Here is a 15,358-nt window from a genome sequence, read left to right on the forward strand (position 1 = left end):
GGATGCGAAAAGCACTGGCGCACGCCGGAGCGTGGACGCTCGCCACGAGCGCCGCCGTCGCGCTGTCGTGGTTCGGCGTCCACCACGTGCTGGCGGGCACGGCGTACGACCCGCCGCGAGCCCTGCCCATCTCCGAGCCCGTCTCCGACAAGGTCGCCGCCGCCACGCAGTCCCCGAGCCCCGCGGCCGCCCACCGCGCCGAGGCGGGGGCCTCCGCGCCGGCGAAGAGCGCCAAGGCGTCGCCGCGCACCCCGTCCACCGCACCGGCCCGCCCGCCGGGTTCGCCCACCCCCGCCACGTCCTCGTCCGCCGACACCGGCAATGTGCACAGCTACACGGTCGAGGGCGGCCGGGTCGTGCTCGACCTCGGTGAGAGCTCCGCGACCCTGGTCTCGGCGACGCCCGACTCCGGCTGGGAGATGAAGGTCTGGAAGCAGCCCGAGTGGATCCGGATCGACTTCGTCTCGGCCAGCACGACCTCTTCCTTGTTCTGCACCTGGAACGGGCATCCGCCCACCGTCGACACCTACATCGCGCAGAACACCGGGGGCTAGTCCGGGAGTCGGGCCCTAGCGGAACACCGACTCCGGCGGAGCGGGTGAGGCCGCCGCCGTGGTGTCCGTGACCGCAGCCGCGCCGCCCGCGAAGGCGTCCAGCTCCCGTCCGTGCTCGACCCGCCCCGGATGCGGGTCCGAGGCCACCCGCCGGGTGAACTCCGCGACGGGCAGCTCGCCGTCCGCGGCCACCAGGATCACGTTGCCGAAGCGGCGTCCCCGCAGCACCGCGGGGTCCGCGGCCAGGCACGCGTGCGGGAAGCACGCCCGAAGTGTGGCGATCTGCGCCCGCAGGAACTCCAGCCGCCCGCCGTCCGCGACATTGGCGGCGTACAGCCCGCCGGGCGCCAGCGCCCGCCGCACCTCCGCGAGGAACTCCGCACTGGTCAGATGGGCCGGTGTACGGGCCCCGCCGAAGACGTCCGTGATGACCAGGTCCGCCCAGCCCTCCGGCACCTTGGCCAGGCCCGCGCGGGCGTCGCCGCCGCGCACCTTGATGCGCCAGGTCCGGTCCCAGGGCAGTTCCCGCCGCACCAGTTCCACCAGCGCGGTGTCCAGCTCCACCACCTGCTGCGTCGAGCGCGGCCGGGTCGCGGCGGTGTAGCGGGCCAGGGTCAGCGCGCCGCCACCGAGGTGCAGCACGCGCAGTGGACGGCCGGGCGGGGCGGCGAGATCGACGACGTGGCCGAGCCTGCGCTGGTAGGAGAAGTCGAGGTACTCCGGGTCGTCGAGGTCCACGTGCGACTGCGGCGCCCCGTCGATCAGCAGCGACCAGCCGCGCGCCCGGTCCCGGTCCGGCACGAGCTCGGCCAGACCCCCGCCGACCTGCTCCCGTATGCCCTCCGGTGCCTTCGTCGCTCTCGTCCTGCGCGGTGCCGCCATGCACCCAGTATGAGCGGCGGGCGGAGGGCCGGGCTCAGAGCCGGTCGGCCAGCTCGATCATCCGGGCCGCCTCACCCAGCGCGGCCCGCAGGACCGCCGGGTCCGTGACGGCGGTGTCGGTCTGCGGCGGCACCAGCCAGCCCGTCCCCGCCACCGGGGGCTCCCGCAGCTCGCCGGGGACGCAGAAGCCGCGGCCCGCGGTCTGCGTGCACGCGCTGCCGGGCAGGTCCCAGCCGTCGGCCGTGCCCGGCGGCACCAGGAAGCCGAGGCTGTCGCCCGCGCTGTCGTGCAGCACCGGCCCCAGGCCGGTCCGCATGCGCAGCAGGTCCACGGCCTCCAGCCCCTGCCGGGCCGGGACGGTGACCAGATCCCATGGCTCGTCCAACAAGGCGAACCCTCCTTGGGGTCGGACGGGTGGGGTTGCACGGTGTCCAACGCGTGTGGACGTCAACAGCTACGCCCTCCTAACGCCGTCAAGGGTGGCGTTTCATGGCGAATGGAGGGTGGGATATCCCTTTTGTAGCTAAACCCCCGGTACTCGGCCCCTCACACCGAGTACGGTCGTCGCGCCGCCACCCGGCACCGCACCGACCGTCCAACGGGAGCCCGGCGATGCACTCGTCACCTTCCACCCCCAACACAGCCTTCCGGCGCCTGCGCGGAGACCGGTCCCCCGGTGAGTTCGCCGCCGCCGTACGCCGCGCGGGGCGGGAGATCGGCGAGCAGGTCAGCTGCGACGCCCGCTACATCGGCCGTGTCGAGTCCGGGGAGATCCGCTGCCCCAACTACGCCTACGAGCGGGTCTTCCGGCACATGTTCCCCGGCCGCGACCTCGCCGCCATGGGCTTCGAGCCGCGCGAACTGGTCCGCGGCCGGCGCGTCGCGGCGGCTCCGGCACCGCGGCCGGCCCCGTACGAGACCGAAACCGACGAGGAGAGCGACGTGCTGCGTCGCGCGTTCATGACCGGCGGCCCGGCCGCCATCGCCACGACCCTGATGCTGGGGCCCGCCGCCGCGGCGGAGCCGGTGCACAAGGTCGGCAGACCCCAGGCCCGGGCCGTCCGCGCGGCCGTCCGCGAGATCCGCCTGCACGACGACCGGCACGGCGCCGGCGCGCTCTACCGCCAGGCCGGCCACTCCCTCGGCGCCGCCTACCGTCTCCTCGACGAGGGCACCTACAGCCAGGCCGTGGCCGAGGACCTGATGGGCGGCGCCGGTGAACTCGCCATCTCCGTGGGCTGGCTGGCCCACGACTCCGGGCGCCTCGCCGACGCCCGCTCCTTCTACGGCGAGGCCCTCGCCACCGCCCGCATGGCCGGCGACCGCGCCCTGGAGGCGCACGCCTTCTGCAACGCCTCCTTCCTCGCCCGCGACGCCGGCCGCCCCCGCGAGGCCGTCCGCGCCGCCCAGGCCGCCCAGCAGGCCGCCCGCCACCTCGGTTCGCCCCGCCTGCTCTCCCTGCTCGCCCTCCGCGAGGCCGGCGGCTGGGCCGGCCTCGGCGACCGCCCCGGCTGCGAACGGGCCCTCGCCCGCGCCCAGTCCCTCTTCGGCCGCGGCCCCTGCGCCGCCGACCCCGAGTGGATGACCTTCTACGGCGAGGCCGAACTGGCCGGGCTGGAAGCCCAGTCCTGGTCCGCCCTCGGCGACCACCACCGCGCCGTCGAGCACGCTCGGCGCGCGGTCGGCCTGCGGGCGCCGCACTTCACGCGCAACGCCGCGCTGTACACCGCGGAGCTCGCCGACAACCTCGCCTCCGCCCGCCACATCGACGAGGCCACGGACGCCGGCATCCGCGTCCTGGACCTCCTGGGCCGCGTCCAGTCCCCGCGCGTGCGGGGCATGCTCTCCTCCACCGCCCAGACCCTCCAGCCGTACTCCCGGCGCAAGGACGTCGCCGAATTCCTGCGCAGGCAGGCGGAGTCACGGCCGGCGTGATCCGACGCGCTCCGGCGCGACGGGGGCCGCGTCAGACGTAGAAGTCCTCCGCGTCCGGCAGAGCGCTCCCGGAAAGGCGGCGGGCGAAGGCCTCGTAGACGTCGTGGCCCAGGAAGTACGGCCCGGTGGGGTGCTGGTAGAACACCCGGCCCAGGTCGTCCACCGGCACGATCCCGCCTTCCGAGGTCTCGTACCCGACGGGGAACACCGGCCGGCGCAGGGTGCCGCCGAGCTCGGCGAAATCCTCGGCGTCACCCTCGTACCCGACGTCCGGGCGGACGACGAGAGCGATCTCGGGTGCTGCCCGGTACGGAAGGCGCAACAGCCCGTACGAACTCAGGAACCCCAGAGCGGCGGCGGACGCGGTGAGCGGGAAACCCTGGCGTTCGGCCTCGCGCAGCCGGAGGGCGAGATGCCCGTCGATTCGGTCCCGTACGTCCCGCCCGGCGTACCAGCCGTGGCTACGCCCACAGCCGGTCGAGGTGGAGCCGGAGGCCGTACGTACCGCCGGGGCCGGTGACCGTGAGGGCGCCGTCGGGGGCGAGGGCGACTGCGTCGGCGCGGTGCAGCAGCGGAAGGGGGCGGACGCGGGCGTCGAGCAGGTTCCAGACGCTCGCCCGGCCGTCGGCCCAGGCGGCGACGGCGACCGGGCCGTGGGCGGGGGTGTCAGCGGCGGCCAGGGCGGTGATGACGCAGTCGCGCCGCTCCACGGGGTCCGGCATCGGTTCGCCCGAGGTCGCCCACAGGCGCAGGGTGCCGTCCAGTCCGCCGCTGAGGCAGAACGACAGGTCGAGACGGGCCGAGTGGACGTGGGCGATCGCGGAGACGGGGGCCTGGTGCAGGGGGCGGCTCAGGGGCTCGGGGTCGTACGCGGGGGAGCGCCACACGTGGACGCTGCCCTCGGCGTCACCGACGACCAGGAGACCGGAGGAGGGCACCGAGGCCAGGGCCGAGGGGCCGTCCGGGTTGTGGCGGTGGGCGGCCTCACCGAAGGCCACCGTGCCGGGCGGGAAGGCGTGCAGAAGCTGGTCGCGGTCGAGGAGCAGCAGGCCGTCGCCGAGGGCCGCCAGGGCCAGGGGCCGTACCTCGGTCGGCGAGGGCAGCCTGCGCAGGTCCGCACCCGTGGTCGGGTCGAGGGCCCGCAACCGGCCGAGGGGATCGGCCGCGAGCAGCTCCCCCTCGACCGTGCCGGGCCCGAGGGCGGTGAAGGACTCCCCGGGGCGGAACCACTCGGCGGTCCAGGTGTGCCGCTCGGCGATGGGGCGCAGCAGCGCGGCCATCTGCGGCGCGTCGGCGAGCGCGGCGGCGTGCAGGACGGCGGCGCGCTCGGGGTCGCTCATGCCGGGGTTCGTCAGCACGGGCGCCGCGCGGCGCCACACGGAGGCCAGCACCGCGGGGGCCGCGGCTGCGGTGTCCGGGTCCGAGAGGGCCGCCGTCACGGCGGTCGCGGAGCCGTGGACGAGGAAGCCCGCGTCGCGCAGCAGCCGGTCCGCCGTACCGGCGGCGACGGCGTGGTCGAGCACGTGCTCCCGGGCGTAGGAGCTGGTCAGGGCGCGGGACTTGAGGACGTCGACGATGCGTTCGTCCAGGCCCGCTACGACGGGCCCGCCGGGCGGCACCTCGTACGCGGTTCCCCGGGGCAGGCGCGCCACGGCGGCGGCGACGGCCTCCCGCGCCGCCGGGTCGCCCGTCAGGTGCGCGTGCAGCAGCTCCCACACGTCCGGGGGGACCGGGCCGCGCAGCGCGGCCAGCGTGTGCAGCGCGGGGCGGGCCGCCTCGGGCAGCCGCGCCCACCACACGGCCGGTACGGCCCCCTCGGCGGGCGGCCCGGGGACCGTCGCGGCGAGGCGGGCCGTCGCCGGGTGCGGGAACGCCTGGTCCGCGGTGAAGGCGGAGCCGGCGGGGACCAGCCCGGCGTACCAGGCGGCGAACTCCGCGCGGTCGGTCAGCGCGGGGTCGTCCAGGTCGACCGCGAAGGCGCCGTCGGGAACGCTCCCGGCGTCCCCCGCTTCGAGCAGCACGCGCACGTGTGCGAAGCCCAGCAGGGGGTCCACGAGGGCCTCCCGGCAGCCCGGCCGGGCGCGGTGCAGGTCGGCGAAGCCGAGGGTCAGCGGACGAGGGTCGGCCAGGATCCGCCCCAGCAGGTCCTTCGGGGAGAGCGGCCCGTACCCCAGTTGCCGCCCCAGTTCCCAGGACACGGCGTCCACGGTCAGACCGCGGGCGGGGGCGAGCCCGTGCACCATGGTGCCGGGGTCCCGCGCGCCGGCCACGAACCACGCCAGCAGATGGCTCTTGCCGGCCCCGGGGGAACCGGTCACCGCCAGCGGTGCCTTGGTGCCCGACGTCGCCCACTCCAGGACCCGCCGCCCGGCGGGCGCCCGGCCCGCTCCGAGAGCGGGCCGGTCCGCCGTCCCCAGTTCCCCCGTCATGTTCCTCAGCCCTCCTGTGCCGCCGCCTCGCGCAGCTTCCGGATGCCGGCGGCCCGGGACTCGGCCGTCTCCCCGTACGGGAAGTTGTGCGTCAGCCCGGCCTCCGGGAAGAGGCCCGCGAGCATCATCGAGCAGTAGTGCCCCGGCATGAAGCACGACTCCAGTTCGGTGTGGATGCGCCTGACCTGCTCAGGTTCCACCCCGGCCGCCCGCAGGTTCGCCCACAGCCGCTCCTCGGGGTGCACGCAGATCCCGCCCGAGGAGGTCAGGATCTTCGCCTCCCCGTCGGCGTCGACGACCTCGAACGCCGCGAACCACTCCGCGCTCGCGGTGTCCCGGATGTCGTCCAGCACCTGCGGCCACCAGTCCTCGCGGTCCGCGAACGCCGTCCCGTCCAGTTCCCGCAGCCGCGTCTCCAGCGCCGCGAACGCCTGCGACGCCGCCTCGGGCCGGTCGGTGCCCGCGATCGCCGTGAGGGCCTCGTCCAGTGCCACCAGGCTCCGGGCGAACGCCTCCGCCGTGCCGTTCACATGCCGTTCGGGCTCGTCGTAGCCGACGAGGACCCCGCGCACGGCGCCGTCCGGAGCGAGGCAGATCTCGTACCCCCGGTCGGTGCCCAGGCGCAGGTACTCCCGCGCGCGCCCGGGCACCTCCTCTTCCTGCGCGTGGGCGAAGGCGACCAGGGTCTCCGGTTCCTCGGGCGACGTGGCGAAGTACGGTCCCACCTGCAGCGGCACGACCACCTCCCGCGCCCCCGCGAACCGCCGCACCCCGCCGTCGCCGAACCGGGCCACCACGCTTGCCGTCACCTCTGGGCGGCCGTCCATTGCCTGTCGTCTCCTTCTCCTGGTCCTCCGGCGTCGCCCTAGCCGGCCACGCCGTCGAAACCCTTCGAGGCATCCTGGAGGAACAGGGACCACGGGCTGTTCTCGTTCTCGAACGCCATGGGCTCCAGCGGACGCAGTTCGGCGAGGAGCCGGTCCGCCGCCCCCCGCGGGTCCCAACGTGCCGCCCGCACGACGGCGTCCGGGAACTGCGGGTCGTAGGCCGGGCGTTCGCGTTCGGCGGCGCAGAGGAAGTACGCGAGCGAATGCAGGTCCTCGTGGAGGGGGAACACCTCTGGCTCCGCCTCGGGCAGTGCCCAGATCCGCCCGGACGCCCCGTCCAGGACCACGTGGTCGTAGTGCAGCTGGGCCAGGTACAGGAAGCCCGCGGCGCCCGGAGGGGCGTCGTCGCCAAGGTGCCAGTCGTGGATGGTCGCCATGTGCGTCGGGAAGTCCGGGTCCAGCACGAACAGGCCGCTCTCCCGGAGGGGCAGGCCGATGCTCCGCAGGAACTCGCGGGAGGGCCCGTGGGTGATCAGGGACATCGCCGGGTCGTCCAGGGTGACCAGCTCACCGGGAGGGAAGACGGACTCCAGCATGGCGCGTGTCACCGTCGGTGGCATGATCCCCTCTCCTGCACGTCATGGGCGTGGGCGGTCGTTCGCGGGCTGCCGATCCTACCGGCGGCCCGCCCTGAGGTCGTCGAGGTAGTCCTTCATGATCGCGTTGCCCCTGTCCTGGGACGCGGCGTCCCCGTACTCCACGCTGTGGCTGACATCGACGTGCGGCATGTACCCCTCCAGCCAGTAGGCGCAGGTGGGCGACTTGTCGTAACACGGCTCCCGCTCCGTGTACATGTGCGTGACGTTTCCGTCCATCCCCCTGTCCAGGAACGGTGTCGCCAGGCGCTTCTCCGAGTGGTAGGGGCGTTCGCTGTACGTGACGAGGACGAATTCGTGGTCGTTCGCCTCGTCGCGGTAGTGGGCGGCCGCGTAGTTGTTGCTGCTGAAGGTCTCGTCGTCGGTGCCCTGCTTCTCGTACGTCCCGTAGTGGCCCTTCGCGTGGCGGGCCCTGCGGGTGGCGTCCGCGAGGGGAGTGGACGACAGCGGGACCTCGGTGGACTCCTTCTTCTTGGCGGGCTTGCCGCCGGGCAGTTGGCCCACGGTCCGCTTGCCGGGCTTCGGGACGCTCGTCCGGTCCGTGGGGTTGCCGTCGCGGTCCTGCAGGAGCCGTGTGATGCCGGACTTCTTGTCGTCGTCCGTGAGGTCGACGAGTTTGCCCTGGTCGTCCAGGCGCTTGATCTGCCCGTCGGACTCGAGGACGTAGACCGGCTTGCCCCTGCCCGTCTTCTGCAACTGCTGCAGCTCGGTCGCGATGCTGTCGTCGTTGTCGCGGTGGTTCCGGTGCATCTGCTTGAGGCCCTTGCGCATGTCGCCGCGCACATGGCCCACGGCCTTCTCGGCCGCCTCGCCGATGCCGTCCACGATCTTCGTGGCGATCGGCATGATGTGCTCGGCGATCTCGCCGCGGCCGCTGGTGCGGCCCTTGGCGTTGCGGGCCCGGCCTATGTGCCCCTTGGACTTGCCGTGCATCGAGCCGGTGATGCCGTCGAGCTGGGTGTCGACCCGGTCGAAGCTGTCCCCGTCGCTCTGGAAGTGACTGCCCCCGCCGCCCCCACCGCCACCGCCACCGCCACCGCCACCCCCGCCGCCTCCGGCGCTTGCCAGGGTGAAGCTGTCGGCCTGCTTCTTGGCGCCGTCGACGCCCTCGCCGAAGCCCTCCTTGCCGGCGTTGGCGGTCCGGCCCAGGTCGACGCCCTTCTGCAGGCCGAGTGCGTTCGAGCCGACCTGGATGACCAGGTCGGCGGCCATCGACTCCAGTGCCGCGTACACCGGGGCGGTGGCGATGGACATCAGCTGGTCGACGACCTGGTTGATGACCTCGCGGAAGATCTTCTTCACGATCATCCGGGTCGCCTGCGTCGCGGCGGCACCGGCGAAGCTCGACAGGCCGAGCGTGAAGGGCGCGGAGGCGATGGTCGAGGCTATCTCCACTGCCAATATGCCGAGTTGGACGATCGCCGCGCCCTTGGCGACTTCGATCGCGATCGCCACCCCGTCGAGCGCCATCGCCCCCATCCGCGCGGCCTCGGCGAGATTGGCCAGATGTGTGCCCTTGACCTTGCCCCAGTGCGCCTCGAAGGCGTCCATCGCGGCGCCCGCGTTCGCGCCCAGCAGCTCCTGCACGGCGGTGTGGGCGTCCATGGCGCCGCCGTCGATGTCGTCCGCGAAGTCCCGCAGCGACGTGGCCATCTCGCGGTAGTCGTCCTCGTCGACGTTCGGCCACGCGATGCCGATCAGGTCGAGCACGTACGCCAGCTCGTCGGGCAGTACGACACCCACCGCGGACACCCCCGTGTCTCTTCTTGACTTCAGCAGCAGAGATTTTGACGCTACGTGAGAGACTGCAGTTCCTCAACTGTCGTGGAAATGACGGGCTGTCTATCGGACGCGCCACCTGAGCACGTCGTCGTCGCGCACGGTGATCCAGGTGCCGTCCCCCAGGGGAACCGGTTCCGGGCTCACGGCGAAGGGGTACGCGATCTCTGCCGGCGGCTCCAGGGAGGTCGCGTCGAGCCGGAGGTGCCGCGGCTCCTCCGGCCAGATGCCGTACGCCACCGCCGCGAGCACCCGGTGCCGGTCGAGGAATCCCGGTCCGCGGCGAAGCACAGCTTTGGATCCTCCAGCACGGTCGCGGCCGCCACGTCCGCCCCGGCCCGGCAGAGACCGGACGCGGTCGCCTCGTACCGCCTGCCGGCGCGCACCCCGCTATGCCTCCCCGCCGGCCGCCCGGGGGCGGACCTCGACGCCCGCCCGCCGCCAGGAGCCGTAGGAGAAGGGGTCGTCGCCGTCGAGCAGGACGACCCACGCGTCGCCGCGCGACCACGCCACGGACCGGCACGCGAACTCGGACGCCCGGGCGTCCCGCCCGGGCGGTTCAGGTGCGCCGAGCCGGGCGCTCGGCCGCCGCGCCATCCGGTCCCACGCGGCCTCGAACGCGTCGACGCCGCCGTCCGCGTCCCACCCCTCGGGGATCTCGCCCTCCCGCGTCGGTGTCGTCCCCGCAGCCCGGGTGCTCGCCGAGCTCCAGCCAGTGCTCGCCGATCGGCCAGGCGTCGAGCCAGCCGATGACCGGCTCCCCGCCCGCACCCACGTGGTGCCAGCCGTTGCGCACGAACGCGTCCTCGACCGCCCGGCGGCTCCACGGCAGGTCCGCCAGAGCGATCATCCGGTCCACGAAAGCCTCGTCGGCGTCGAAGAGTTGTATCGCCATGGCACGCGACCCCAGCGGCCCGGCCTAGGCTGCCCCCATGTCAGGACCGCAAATGCCGCAGATCCGCGCCTTCGTCGCCGCCTTCGCCCGCCGTCAGGCCGCGCGCACGGTCGACCTCCCCGGCGGCTTCGCCGTCCTCGACGACGCCTACGCGTACTCGCACGGCAACAACCACGTGGTCGTGGACGGCGCCATGGATCCCGAGGTGCTGCCGGCCCTCGCCGACGAGGCGCTGGGCCACCTGAAGCACCGCGCGATCACCGTCCTGGACGACGCCACGGGCACCGCCTGCGCCGCGCCCCTGATCCGCGCCGGCTACCACCACTCCGCCGAGCTCGTCATGCTGCACACGGGCCCGGTGCCGGACGGCGGCCCCGCGGCGGAAGTGGACCTCGACGCCTTCCGCGCCCCCCTCGCCCGGCGCTGGCGCGGCTTCCTCCCGGAGGCCGACGACGAGGTCATCCGCCAGCTCGTCGACCGCCGCGAGGTCCGCCGGCGCGGTGCGGACGTCGTCCGCTTCATCGGCGCGCGAACCCCGGAGGGCGACGTCGTCTCCTGGGCGGACCTCTACATCGACCCCGCCTCCGGCACCGCCCAGATCGAGGACCTGATCACCTCCGAGGCCCACCTCGGCCGCGGCTACGCCGACGCCGTCCTGTCGACGGCGCTGCGCCAGGCCGTCGACGCGGGCTGCGCCACGCGCTTCCTCATCGCAGACGCGGACGACTGGCCCCGGCACTGGTACGCGCGCCGCGGCTTCACGGCCATCGGCCGCTTCCACAGCTTCGGGCGCGGCTGACGGCGTCGTTCCGTAGTCTTGGAACCACGGAGAGTGCGGGGGGTGGGTGCGGATGACCGGCGAGGTGACCCAGCCGCCGATGGCGTGGCGGTACTGCGGCAACCAGGTCAAGCTCTGGCGTGAGCAAGCGGGCGTGACGCGCGAGCAGTTGGCGCGCGAGGCGGCGTACGGCTACGAGACCGTCAAGTCCATGGAGCAGGGCCGCCGCCGACCCAGTTCCCGCTTCCTGCAGATCGCGGATCAACTGTGCGGGGCCCAGGGGAAGCTGGCCGCAGCGGAGGCGTTCCTCAAGCCGGAGAAGTTTCCGGCGAGGTCACAGGACTTCTTCCGCTACGAGGCGGAGGCGGTGAGCCTCTGGTCGTACGAACCGCTGCTGATCCCCGGGCTGCTCCAGATCGAAGCGACCGTGCGCGCGCTGCTCGGAGCGCACCGGCCGCCGCTTGACGACGCCGTCCTGGAAGAACGGGTCCGGGCACGGCTGGAACGCCAGTCACTGCTGTGGCGCAGTCCGCCCGTCGAGTTCAGCTTCGTGGTGTACGAGGCGGCCCTGCGCTGTCCCGTGGGCGGTACGGACACGGCGAAGCGGCAGCTCCTGCACCTGCTGGAGGTGGCCGAGCTGCGCAACGTCTCTTTGCAGGTGCTGCCCTTCGCGGCCGGCGCTCACCCCGGACTCAACGGGCCCATCGTGCTGCTGGAGACCCGGGAGCACGAACGCCTCGCCCTCACGGAGGGGCAGTCGCTCAGCCTGCTCACCGCGGACCCCGAACAGGTGGGTGCGCTGACGCAACGGCATGGCATGATCCGGACGGAGGCCCTAGGCGCCGACGAATCGGCGCGGTTCATCAAGCGGATGGCGGGTGAGGCATGAGCGGCGAATTGTCCTGGCACAAGTCGACGTACAGCGACACCGAAGGCAGCAACTGCGTCGAGGTCGCCACCACCCCCCACCGCGTGCACGTCCGGGACAGCAAGGACCCGGACGGCCCCTCCCTCTCCTTCAGCCCCGCCGCGTGGACGGAGTTCCTCCGCGGCGTGGGGCGGGACGCGGCACCCCCCTCCGAGTAGTGCGCCGCGTCCCGCCGGTCCGTCAGGACGCGGTGTCCGCCTCCGCCGCATCGGGGAGCGCGCCCGTGCGGGCGACCCCCGCGTACCAGTGGGCGCTGGACTTCGGGATGCGTTCCTGCGTCTCGTAGTCGATCCACACCGCGCCGAAGCGCTTGCTGTAGCCGTAGGCCCACTCGAAGTTGTCCATCAGGGACCACAGGAAGTAGCCCCGCACGTCCGCGCCGTTGCGCATGGCGCGGTGGACCGCCTCCAGGTGGCCGCGCAGGTACTCCACCCGCTCGGGGTCGTGCACGGTGCCGTCGGGGCCCACGGAGTCCTCGTAGGCCGCGCCGTTCTCCGTGATGAGCAGCGGCAGGTCGGGGAACTCGCGGTTCATCCGCATCAGCAGGTCGTACAGGCCCGTGGGGTCGACGGACCAGCCCATCGCGGTCTGCTCGCCCGGCGGCTGGTGGAAGGCGACGTCGTCCGCGCCCGGCCAGGGGGAGAACGCGCTGGAGCCGTGGCCGTCGCTGCGCGGCCCGTCGACGGAAGCGCCGTCCGACACCAGGGTGGGCGTGTAGTAGTTGATGCCGAGCACGTCCAGCGGGTGGCGCTTGATCGCGGCGAGGTCGCCGTCCTGGACGAAGGACCAGTCGGTAAGGCCGCGGGTGTCCTCGAGCAGGTCCTGCGGGTACGCGCCCTTGAGCAGGGGGCCGGTGAAGACCCGGTTGCCGACGGCGTCGATGCGGCGCGCGGCGTCCACGTCGGCGGGGGAGCCGGTGAGCGCGCGGACCTGGTGCAGGTTGAGCGTGATGCCGAGCTGGGCGCGGGCCGGGAGGACCGAGCGCAGCGCCTCGGCGGCGCGGCCGTGGCCGAGGTTGAGGTGGTGGGCGGCGCGCAGGGCGGCGACCGGGTCGGTACGGCCCGGGGCGTGGACGCCGGAGCCGTAGCCGAGGAAGGCGCTGCACCAGGGCTCGTTGAGGGTGGTCCACAGCTGGACGCGGTCGCCGAGGGCCTCGGCGACGATCCGCGCGTACTCCCCGAAGCGCTCCGCGGTGTCGCGGGCGGGCCAGCCGCCGGCGTCCTCGAGCTCCTGGGGAAGGTCCCAGTGGTAGAGGGTGACGGCGGGCTGGATCCCGTGCTCCAGCAGCTCGTCGGTGAGGGCACGGTAGAAGTCGAGCCCGCGCTCCACCGCCGGCCCGCGGCCGGTGGGCTGGACGCGGGACCAGGAGACGGAGAATCGGTAGGCGCTCAGGCCGAGGTCGGCCATGAGTCGTACGTCGTCACGGAAACGGTGGTAATGATCGGCCGCGATGTCACCGGTGTGGCCCTCGAAGACCTTGCCGGGGGTGTGGCTGAAGGTGTCCCAGATCGACGGGGTGCGCCCGTCCTCGGCAGCGGCGCCCTCGATCTGGTACGCGGCGGTGGCCGCACCCCACAGGAAGCCGGGCGGGAACTGGTGGCCGCTCACGGCGGCGGTGCCGCTCGCTGCGGGACGGATGTCGGACGCTGTCATACGGGAGCGCTCCCATCGGAACGAGTGAACAAGAGGAAAGAAAGTGGGGAGGGCGCGGCCTCGGCCGGGGGAGGGATCAGCCCTTGACCGCGCCCTGCATGATGCCGCCGACGATCTGCTTGCCGAAGATCACGAAGACCAGCAGCAGCGGGAGCGTGCCGAGCAGCGCGCCGGCCATGATCACCGACTCGTCGGGGATGTAGCCGCGGCCGAGGCTGGTGAGCGCGACCTGAACGGTCGGGTTCTCCTGGGTCAGCGCGATGATCGGCCAGAAGAAGTCGTTCCAGGCCGCGACGAAGGTCAGCATGCCCAGGACCGCCATCGCGGGCCGGGCGGCCGGGAAGACCACGTGCCAGACGATCCGGATGCTGCTGGCGCCGTCGACACGGGCGGCCTCGATGATCTCGGTGGGCAGCGCCTGGGAGAGGTACTGCCGCATGAAGAAGACACCGAAGGCGCTGACGAAGGTCGGCAGGATGACCGCCTGGAGATGGTTCGTCCAGTCCAGGTCCGCGATCCACAGGAACAGGGGCACCACGCTCAGCTGCGGGGGCACCATCATGGTGCCGATGGTCAGCATCAGCAGGAAGGACTTCATCCGGAACCGCAGCTTGGCGAAGGCGAAGCCGGCGATCGTCGAGAACAGCACCGTGCCGATGGTGATGCTGCCCGCGACGATGGTCGTGTTCACCAGCGCCGTGCTGAGGTTGGCCTCGGTCCACGCGGTCTGCAGGTTGCTGAAGAGGTTCGAGCCGAACCAGAACGGCGGAGGGGTCTGCGCCAGCCGCGAGTTCGTCCGCGAGGCCGCGATCGCCGTCCACACCAGGGGGAAGAGCGATATCGCGGTGAAGACGATCAGGACGACGTAGGTGAACGGGCCGGCGTGCAGCTGCCGCCCGGCCTTGGGGGCGCCGGGGGTGCGGCGCTTCGCCTTGCGGGACGTGTCCGGCGTGCCGGTCGACGCCGCCTGCTCCGGCGGGTTGGTCGAGATGGTGGCCATCGGCGTCACCCCTCGTGGCTCTTGCGCAGCCAGCGGGCGACCAGCCCGTTGATTGCGGCGATCAGCAGCAGGAGCAGGAACATCGCCCAAGCGATGGCCGAGGCCCGCCCGAGGTGGTAGTTCGTCCAGCCCTGCTCGTACAGGTACAGGCCCAGCGTCTGGAACTGGTGGGAGGAGCCGCCCTTCTCGCCGCCGGGACCGCCGAAGAGGAACGGTTCGCCGAACAGCTGAGTGGCGCCGATGGTGGAGACCACGATCGTGAAGAGGATCGTGGGCCGCAGCATCGGGATCGTCACATGGCGGAACTGCTGCCAGCGCGAGGCGCCGTCCAGCGCGGCGGACTCGTACAGATCGTGCGGCACGGCCTGCATCGCGGCCAGGTAGATCAAGGTGTTGTAACCCGTCCAGCGCCAGATCACGATCGACGAGACGGCGATCTGGGAGGACCAGGTGCCCGCCCGCCAGTCGATGTGGTGGCTGAAACCGATGTGCTCCAGCGCCCAGTTGATCATGCCGTAGTCGGTGCCGAACATCAGCGTGAAGACCAGCGTCGCGGCGGCCACCGACGTGGCGTACGGGGTGAGCATCGCGACCCGGAAGAAGGTCGAGCCGCGCAGCTTGTAGTTGAGCAGGTGGGCCAGGCCCAGTGCGATCAGCAGCTGCGGGACGGTCGAGATCACCCCGATGGTGAACGTGTTCTTCAGGGCGTTCCAGAAGAACTCGTCCTCCAGCAGACGGGTGTAGTTGTGGAGGCCCACGAACTCCCGCTGGTCGAGGTTGGTCAGCTCCACCCGGTAGAAGGAGGACCAGCCCGTGTAGATCAGCGGGAAGAGCCCGAAGGCGGCGAAGAAGAGGAAGAACGGCGAGACGAAGGCGTAGGGCATCGCCTTGACGTCCCACCGGTAGCGGCGGCTGCGCCGGCGGGCACGCCGCTCCTCACGTGCGTCGCGCTCACGACCGGAGCCGTCGCGCGGGGCCGCGCCCCCCTCGGTGGGGGGCGCGGTCACTGCGGTCATGTCGGAGATTTCCGAAGCCATGCGGG

At 72.8% G+C, this 15,358-nt stretch carries 17 protein-coding genes and 1 pseudogene; 5 read left to right on the plus strand and 13 right to left on the minus strand.

What is annotated here, in order from left to right; all coding sequences use genetic code 11:
• Nucleotides 1-2 precede the first annotated feature (2 nt).
• The gene (locus tag ACWDAS_RS02665; protein WP_450386758.1) at nucleotides 3-554 is read left to right on the plus strand and encodes a hypothetical protein; all 552 of its coding nucleotides are present in this window, start codon (nucleotides 3-5) and stop codon (nucleotides 552-554) included.
• Between the two features lie 15 nt (nucleotides 555-569).
• Here ACWDAS_RS02665 and ACWDAS_RS02670 read toward each other — a convergent pair whose 3' ends face one another.
• Nucleotides 570-1,436 carry a spermidine synthase gene (locus ACWDAS_RS02670; RefSeq protein ID WP_450386760.1) on the minus strand — a complete coding sequence of 289 codons (867 nt, stop codon included), beginning with the start codon at nucleotides 1,434-1,436 and terminating at the stop codon, nucleotides 570-572.
• Nucleotides 1,437-1,470: 34 nt separating this feature from the next.
• Nucleotides 1,471-1,824, minus strand: a complete 354-nt coding sequence (locus tag ACWDAS_RS02675; protein ID WP_450386762.1) for a hypothetical protein — start codon at nucleotides 1,822-1,824, stop codon at nucleotides 1,471-1,473.
• A 224-nt stretch (nucleotides 1,825-2,048) separates the two neighbouring features.
• Between ACWDAS_RS02675 and ACWDAS_RS02680 the strand changes: the two genes are divergently transcribed.
• Nucleotides 2,049-3,371, plus strand: a complete 1,323-nt coding sequence (locus ACWDAS_RS02680; protein ID WP_450386763.1) for a tetratricopeptide repeat protein — start codon at nucleotides 2,049-2,051, stop codon at nucleotides 3,369-3,371.
• A gap of 31 nt (nucleotides 3,372-3,402) precedes the next feature.
• Here the strand turns inward: ACWDAS_RS02680 and ACWDAS_RS02685 are convergent.
• The 8 genes and pseudogenes from ACWDAS_RS02685 to ACWDAS_RS02720 form a co-directional block, all read right to left on the minus strand.
• Nucleotides 3,403-3,822 (minus strand): annotated as a pseudogene (locus tag ACWDAS_RS02685) (SUKH-3 domain-containing protein); the annotation flags it as partial.
• Nucleotides 3,823-3,832: 10 nt separating this feature from the next.
• Nucleotides 3,833-5,800 (minus strand): hypothetical protein, encoded by a 1,968-nt coding sequence (locus tag ACWDAS_RS02690; protein WP_450386765.1) that lies wholly within the window; start codon nucleotides 5,798-5,800, stop codon nucleotides 3,833-3,835.
• A 5-nt stretch (nucleotides 5,801-5,805) separates the two neighbouring features.
• The gene (locus ACWDAS_RS02695) at nucleotides 5,806-6,627 is read right to left on the minus strand and encodes a nucleic acid/nucleotide deaminase domain-containing protein (protein WP_450386767.1); all 822 of its coding nucleotides are present in this window, start codon (nucleotides 6,625-6,627) and stop codon (nucleotides 5,806-5,808) included.
• 38 nt (nucleotides 6,628-6,665) lie between these two features.
• Nucleotides 6,666-7,247, minus strand: coding sequence for an SUKH-4 family immunity protein (locus ACWDAS_RS02700; RefSeq protein WP_450386769.1), 582 nt, complete (start codon nucleotides 7,245-7,247; stop codon nucleotides 6,666-6,668).
• 54 nt (nucleotides 7,248-7,301) lie between these two features.
• A complete protein-coding gene (locus ACWDAS_RS02705) occupies nucleotides 7,302-9,035 on the minus strand; it encodes a WXG100-like domain-containing protein (RefSeq protein WP_450386771.1) in 1,734 nt (577 codons plus the stop codon).
• A gap of 90 nt (nucleotides 9,036-9,125) precedes the next feature.
• Entirely contained in the window at nucleotides 9,126-9,353 is a 228-nt protein-coding gene (locus tag ACWDAS_RS02710; RefSeq protein WP_450386773.1) for a hypothetical protein, read from the minus strand.
• Between the two features lie 99 nt (nucleotides 9,354-9,452).
• Nucleotides 9,453-9,575 carry a hypothetical protein gene (locus tag ACWDAS_RS02715; protein WP_450386775.1) on the minus strand — a complete coding sequence of 41 codons (123 nt, stop codon included), beginning with the start codon at nucleotides 9,573-9,575 and terminating at the stop codon, nucleotides 9,453-9,455.
• Between the two features lie 46 nt (nucleotides 9,576-9,621).
• Nucleotides 9,622-9,957, minus strand: coding sequence for a hypothetical protein (locus ACWDAS_RS02720; RefSeq protein ID WP_450386777.1), 336 nt, complete (start codon nucleotides 9,955-9,957; stop codon nucleotides 9,622-9,624).
• Between the two features lie 37 nt (nucleotides 9,958-9,994).
• Between ACWDAS_RS02720 and ACWDAS_RS02725 the strand changes: the two genes are divergently transcribed.
• Genes ACWDAS_RS02725 through ACWDAS_RS02735 form a run of 3 tightly spaced genes read left to right on the plus strand, consistent with a single transcriptional unit; the run spans nucleotide 9,995 to nucleotide 11,821 of the window.
• Nucleotides 9,995-10,756: a GNAT family N-acetyltransferase gene (locus ACWDAS_RS02725; RefSeq protein ID WP_450386779.1), complete on the plus strand. Its 762-nt coding sequence runs from the start codon at nucleotides 9,995-9,997 to the stop codon at nucleotides 10,754-10,756.
• A 52-nt stretch (nucleotides 10,757-10,808) separates the two neighbouring features.
• Entirely contained in the window at nucleotides 10,809-11,624 is an 816-nt protein-coding gene (locus ACWDAS_RS02730) for a helix-turn-helix domain-containing protein (protein WP_450386781.1), read from the plus strand.
• Nucleotides 11,621-11,821 (plus strand): DUF397 domain-containing protein, encoded by a 201-nt coding sequence (locus ACWDAS_RS02735; protein WP_450386783.1) that lies wholly within the window; start codon nucleotides 11,621-11,623, stop codon nucleotides 11,819-11,821. Before ACWDAS_RS02730 ends, ACWDAS_RS02735 begins: the two co-directional genes overlap by 4 nt.
• A 22-nt stretch (nucleotides 11,822-11,843) precedes the next feature.
• Here ACWDAS_RS02735 and ACWDAS_RS02740 read toward each other — a convergent pair whose 3' ends face one another.
• The 3 genes from ACWDAS_RS02740 to ACWDAS_RS02750 all read right to left on the minus strand — a co-directional run bounded on the left by ACWDAS_RS02740 (nucleotide 11,844) and on the right by ACWDAS_RS02750 (nucleotide 15,353).
• On the minus strand, nucleotides 11,844-13,316 hold the full coding sequence (locus tag ACWDAS_RS02740) for a GH1 family beta-glucosidase (protein ID WP_450386785.1): 1,473 nt from the start codon (nucleotides 13,314-13,316) through the stop codon (nucleotides 11,844-11,846).
• Nucleotides 13,317-13,392: 76 nt separating this feature from the next.
• Nucleotides 13,393-14,316, minus strand: a complete 924-nt coding sequence (locus tag ACWDAS_RS02745) for a carbohydrate ABC transporter permease (protein ID WP_450386787.1) — start codon at nucleotides 14,314-14,316, stop codon at nucleotides 13,393-13,395.
• 5 nt (nucleotides 14,317-14,321) lie between these two features.
• Nucleotides 14,322-15,353: a carbohydrate ABC transporter permease gene (locus ACWDAS_RS02750; RefSeq protein ID WP_450386789.1), complete on the minus strand. Its 1,032-nt coding sequence runs from the start codon at nucleotides 15,351-15,353 to the stop codon at nucleotides 14,322-14,324.
• Nucleotides 15,354-15,358 lie beyond the last annotated feature (5 nt).

The sequence above is a fragment of the Streptomyces sp. NPDC001070 genome (assembly GCF_053598835.1).

Coding starts and splice junctions, on each gene's coding strand:
- ACWDAS_RS02665 (WP_450386758.1), top strand. CDS start 3: ATGCGAAAAGCACTGGCGCACGCCGGAGCGTGGACGCTCGCCACGAGC.
- ACWDAS_RS02670 (WP_450386760.1), bottom strand. CDS start 1,436: ATGGCGGCACCGCGCAGGACGAGAGCGACGAAGGCACCGGAGGGCATA.
- ACWDAS_RS02680 (WP_450386763.1), top strand. CDS start 2,049: ATGCACTCGTCACCTTCCACCCCCAACACAGCCTTCCGGCGCCTGCGC.
- ACWDAS_RS02690 (WP_450386765.1), bottom strand. CDS start 5,800: ATGACGGGGGAACTGGGGACGGCGGACCGGCCCGCTCTCGGAGCGGGC.
- ACWDAS_RS02695 (WP_450386767.1), bottom strand. CDS start 6,627: ATGGACGGCCGCCCAGAGGTGACGGCAAGCGTGGTGGCCCGGTTCGGC.
- ACWDAS_RS02700 (WP_450386769.1), bottom strand. CDS start 7,247: ATGCCACCGACGGTGACACGCGCCATGCTGGAGTCCGTCTTCCCTCCC.
- ACWDAS_RS02720 (WP_450386777.1), bottom strand. CDS start 9,957: ATGGCGATACAACTCTTCGACGCCGACGAGGCTTTCGTGGACCGGATG.
- ACWDAS_RS02725 (WP_450386779.1), top strand. CDS start 9,995: ATGTCAGGACCGCAAATGCCGCAGATCCGCGCCTTCGTCGCCGCCTTC.
- ACWDAS_RS02730 (WP_450386781.1), top strand. CDS start 10,809: ATGACCGGCGAGGTGACCCAGCCGCCGATGGCGTGGCGGTACTGCGGC.
- ACWDAS_RS02735 (WP_450386783.1), top strand. CDS start 11,621: ATGAGCGGCGAATTGTCCTGGCACAAGTCGACGTACAGCGACACCGAA.
- ACWDAS_RS02740 (WP_450386785.1), bottom strand. CDS start 13,316: ATGACAGCGTCCGACATCCGTCCCGCAGCGAGCGGCACCGCCGCCGTG.
- ACWDAS_RS02745 (WP_450386787.1), bottom strand. CDS start 14,316: ATGGCCACCATCTCGACCAACCCGCCGGAGCAGGCGGCGTCGACCGGC.
- ACWDAS_RS02750 (WP_450386789.1), bottom strand. CDS start 15,353: ATGGCTTCGGAAATCTCCGACATGACCGCAGTGACCGCGCCCCCCACC.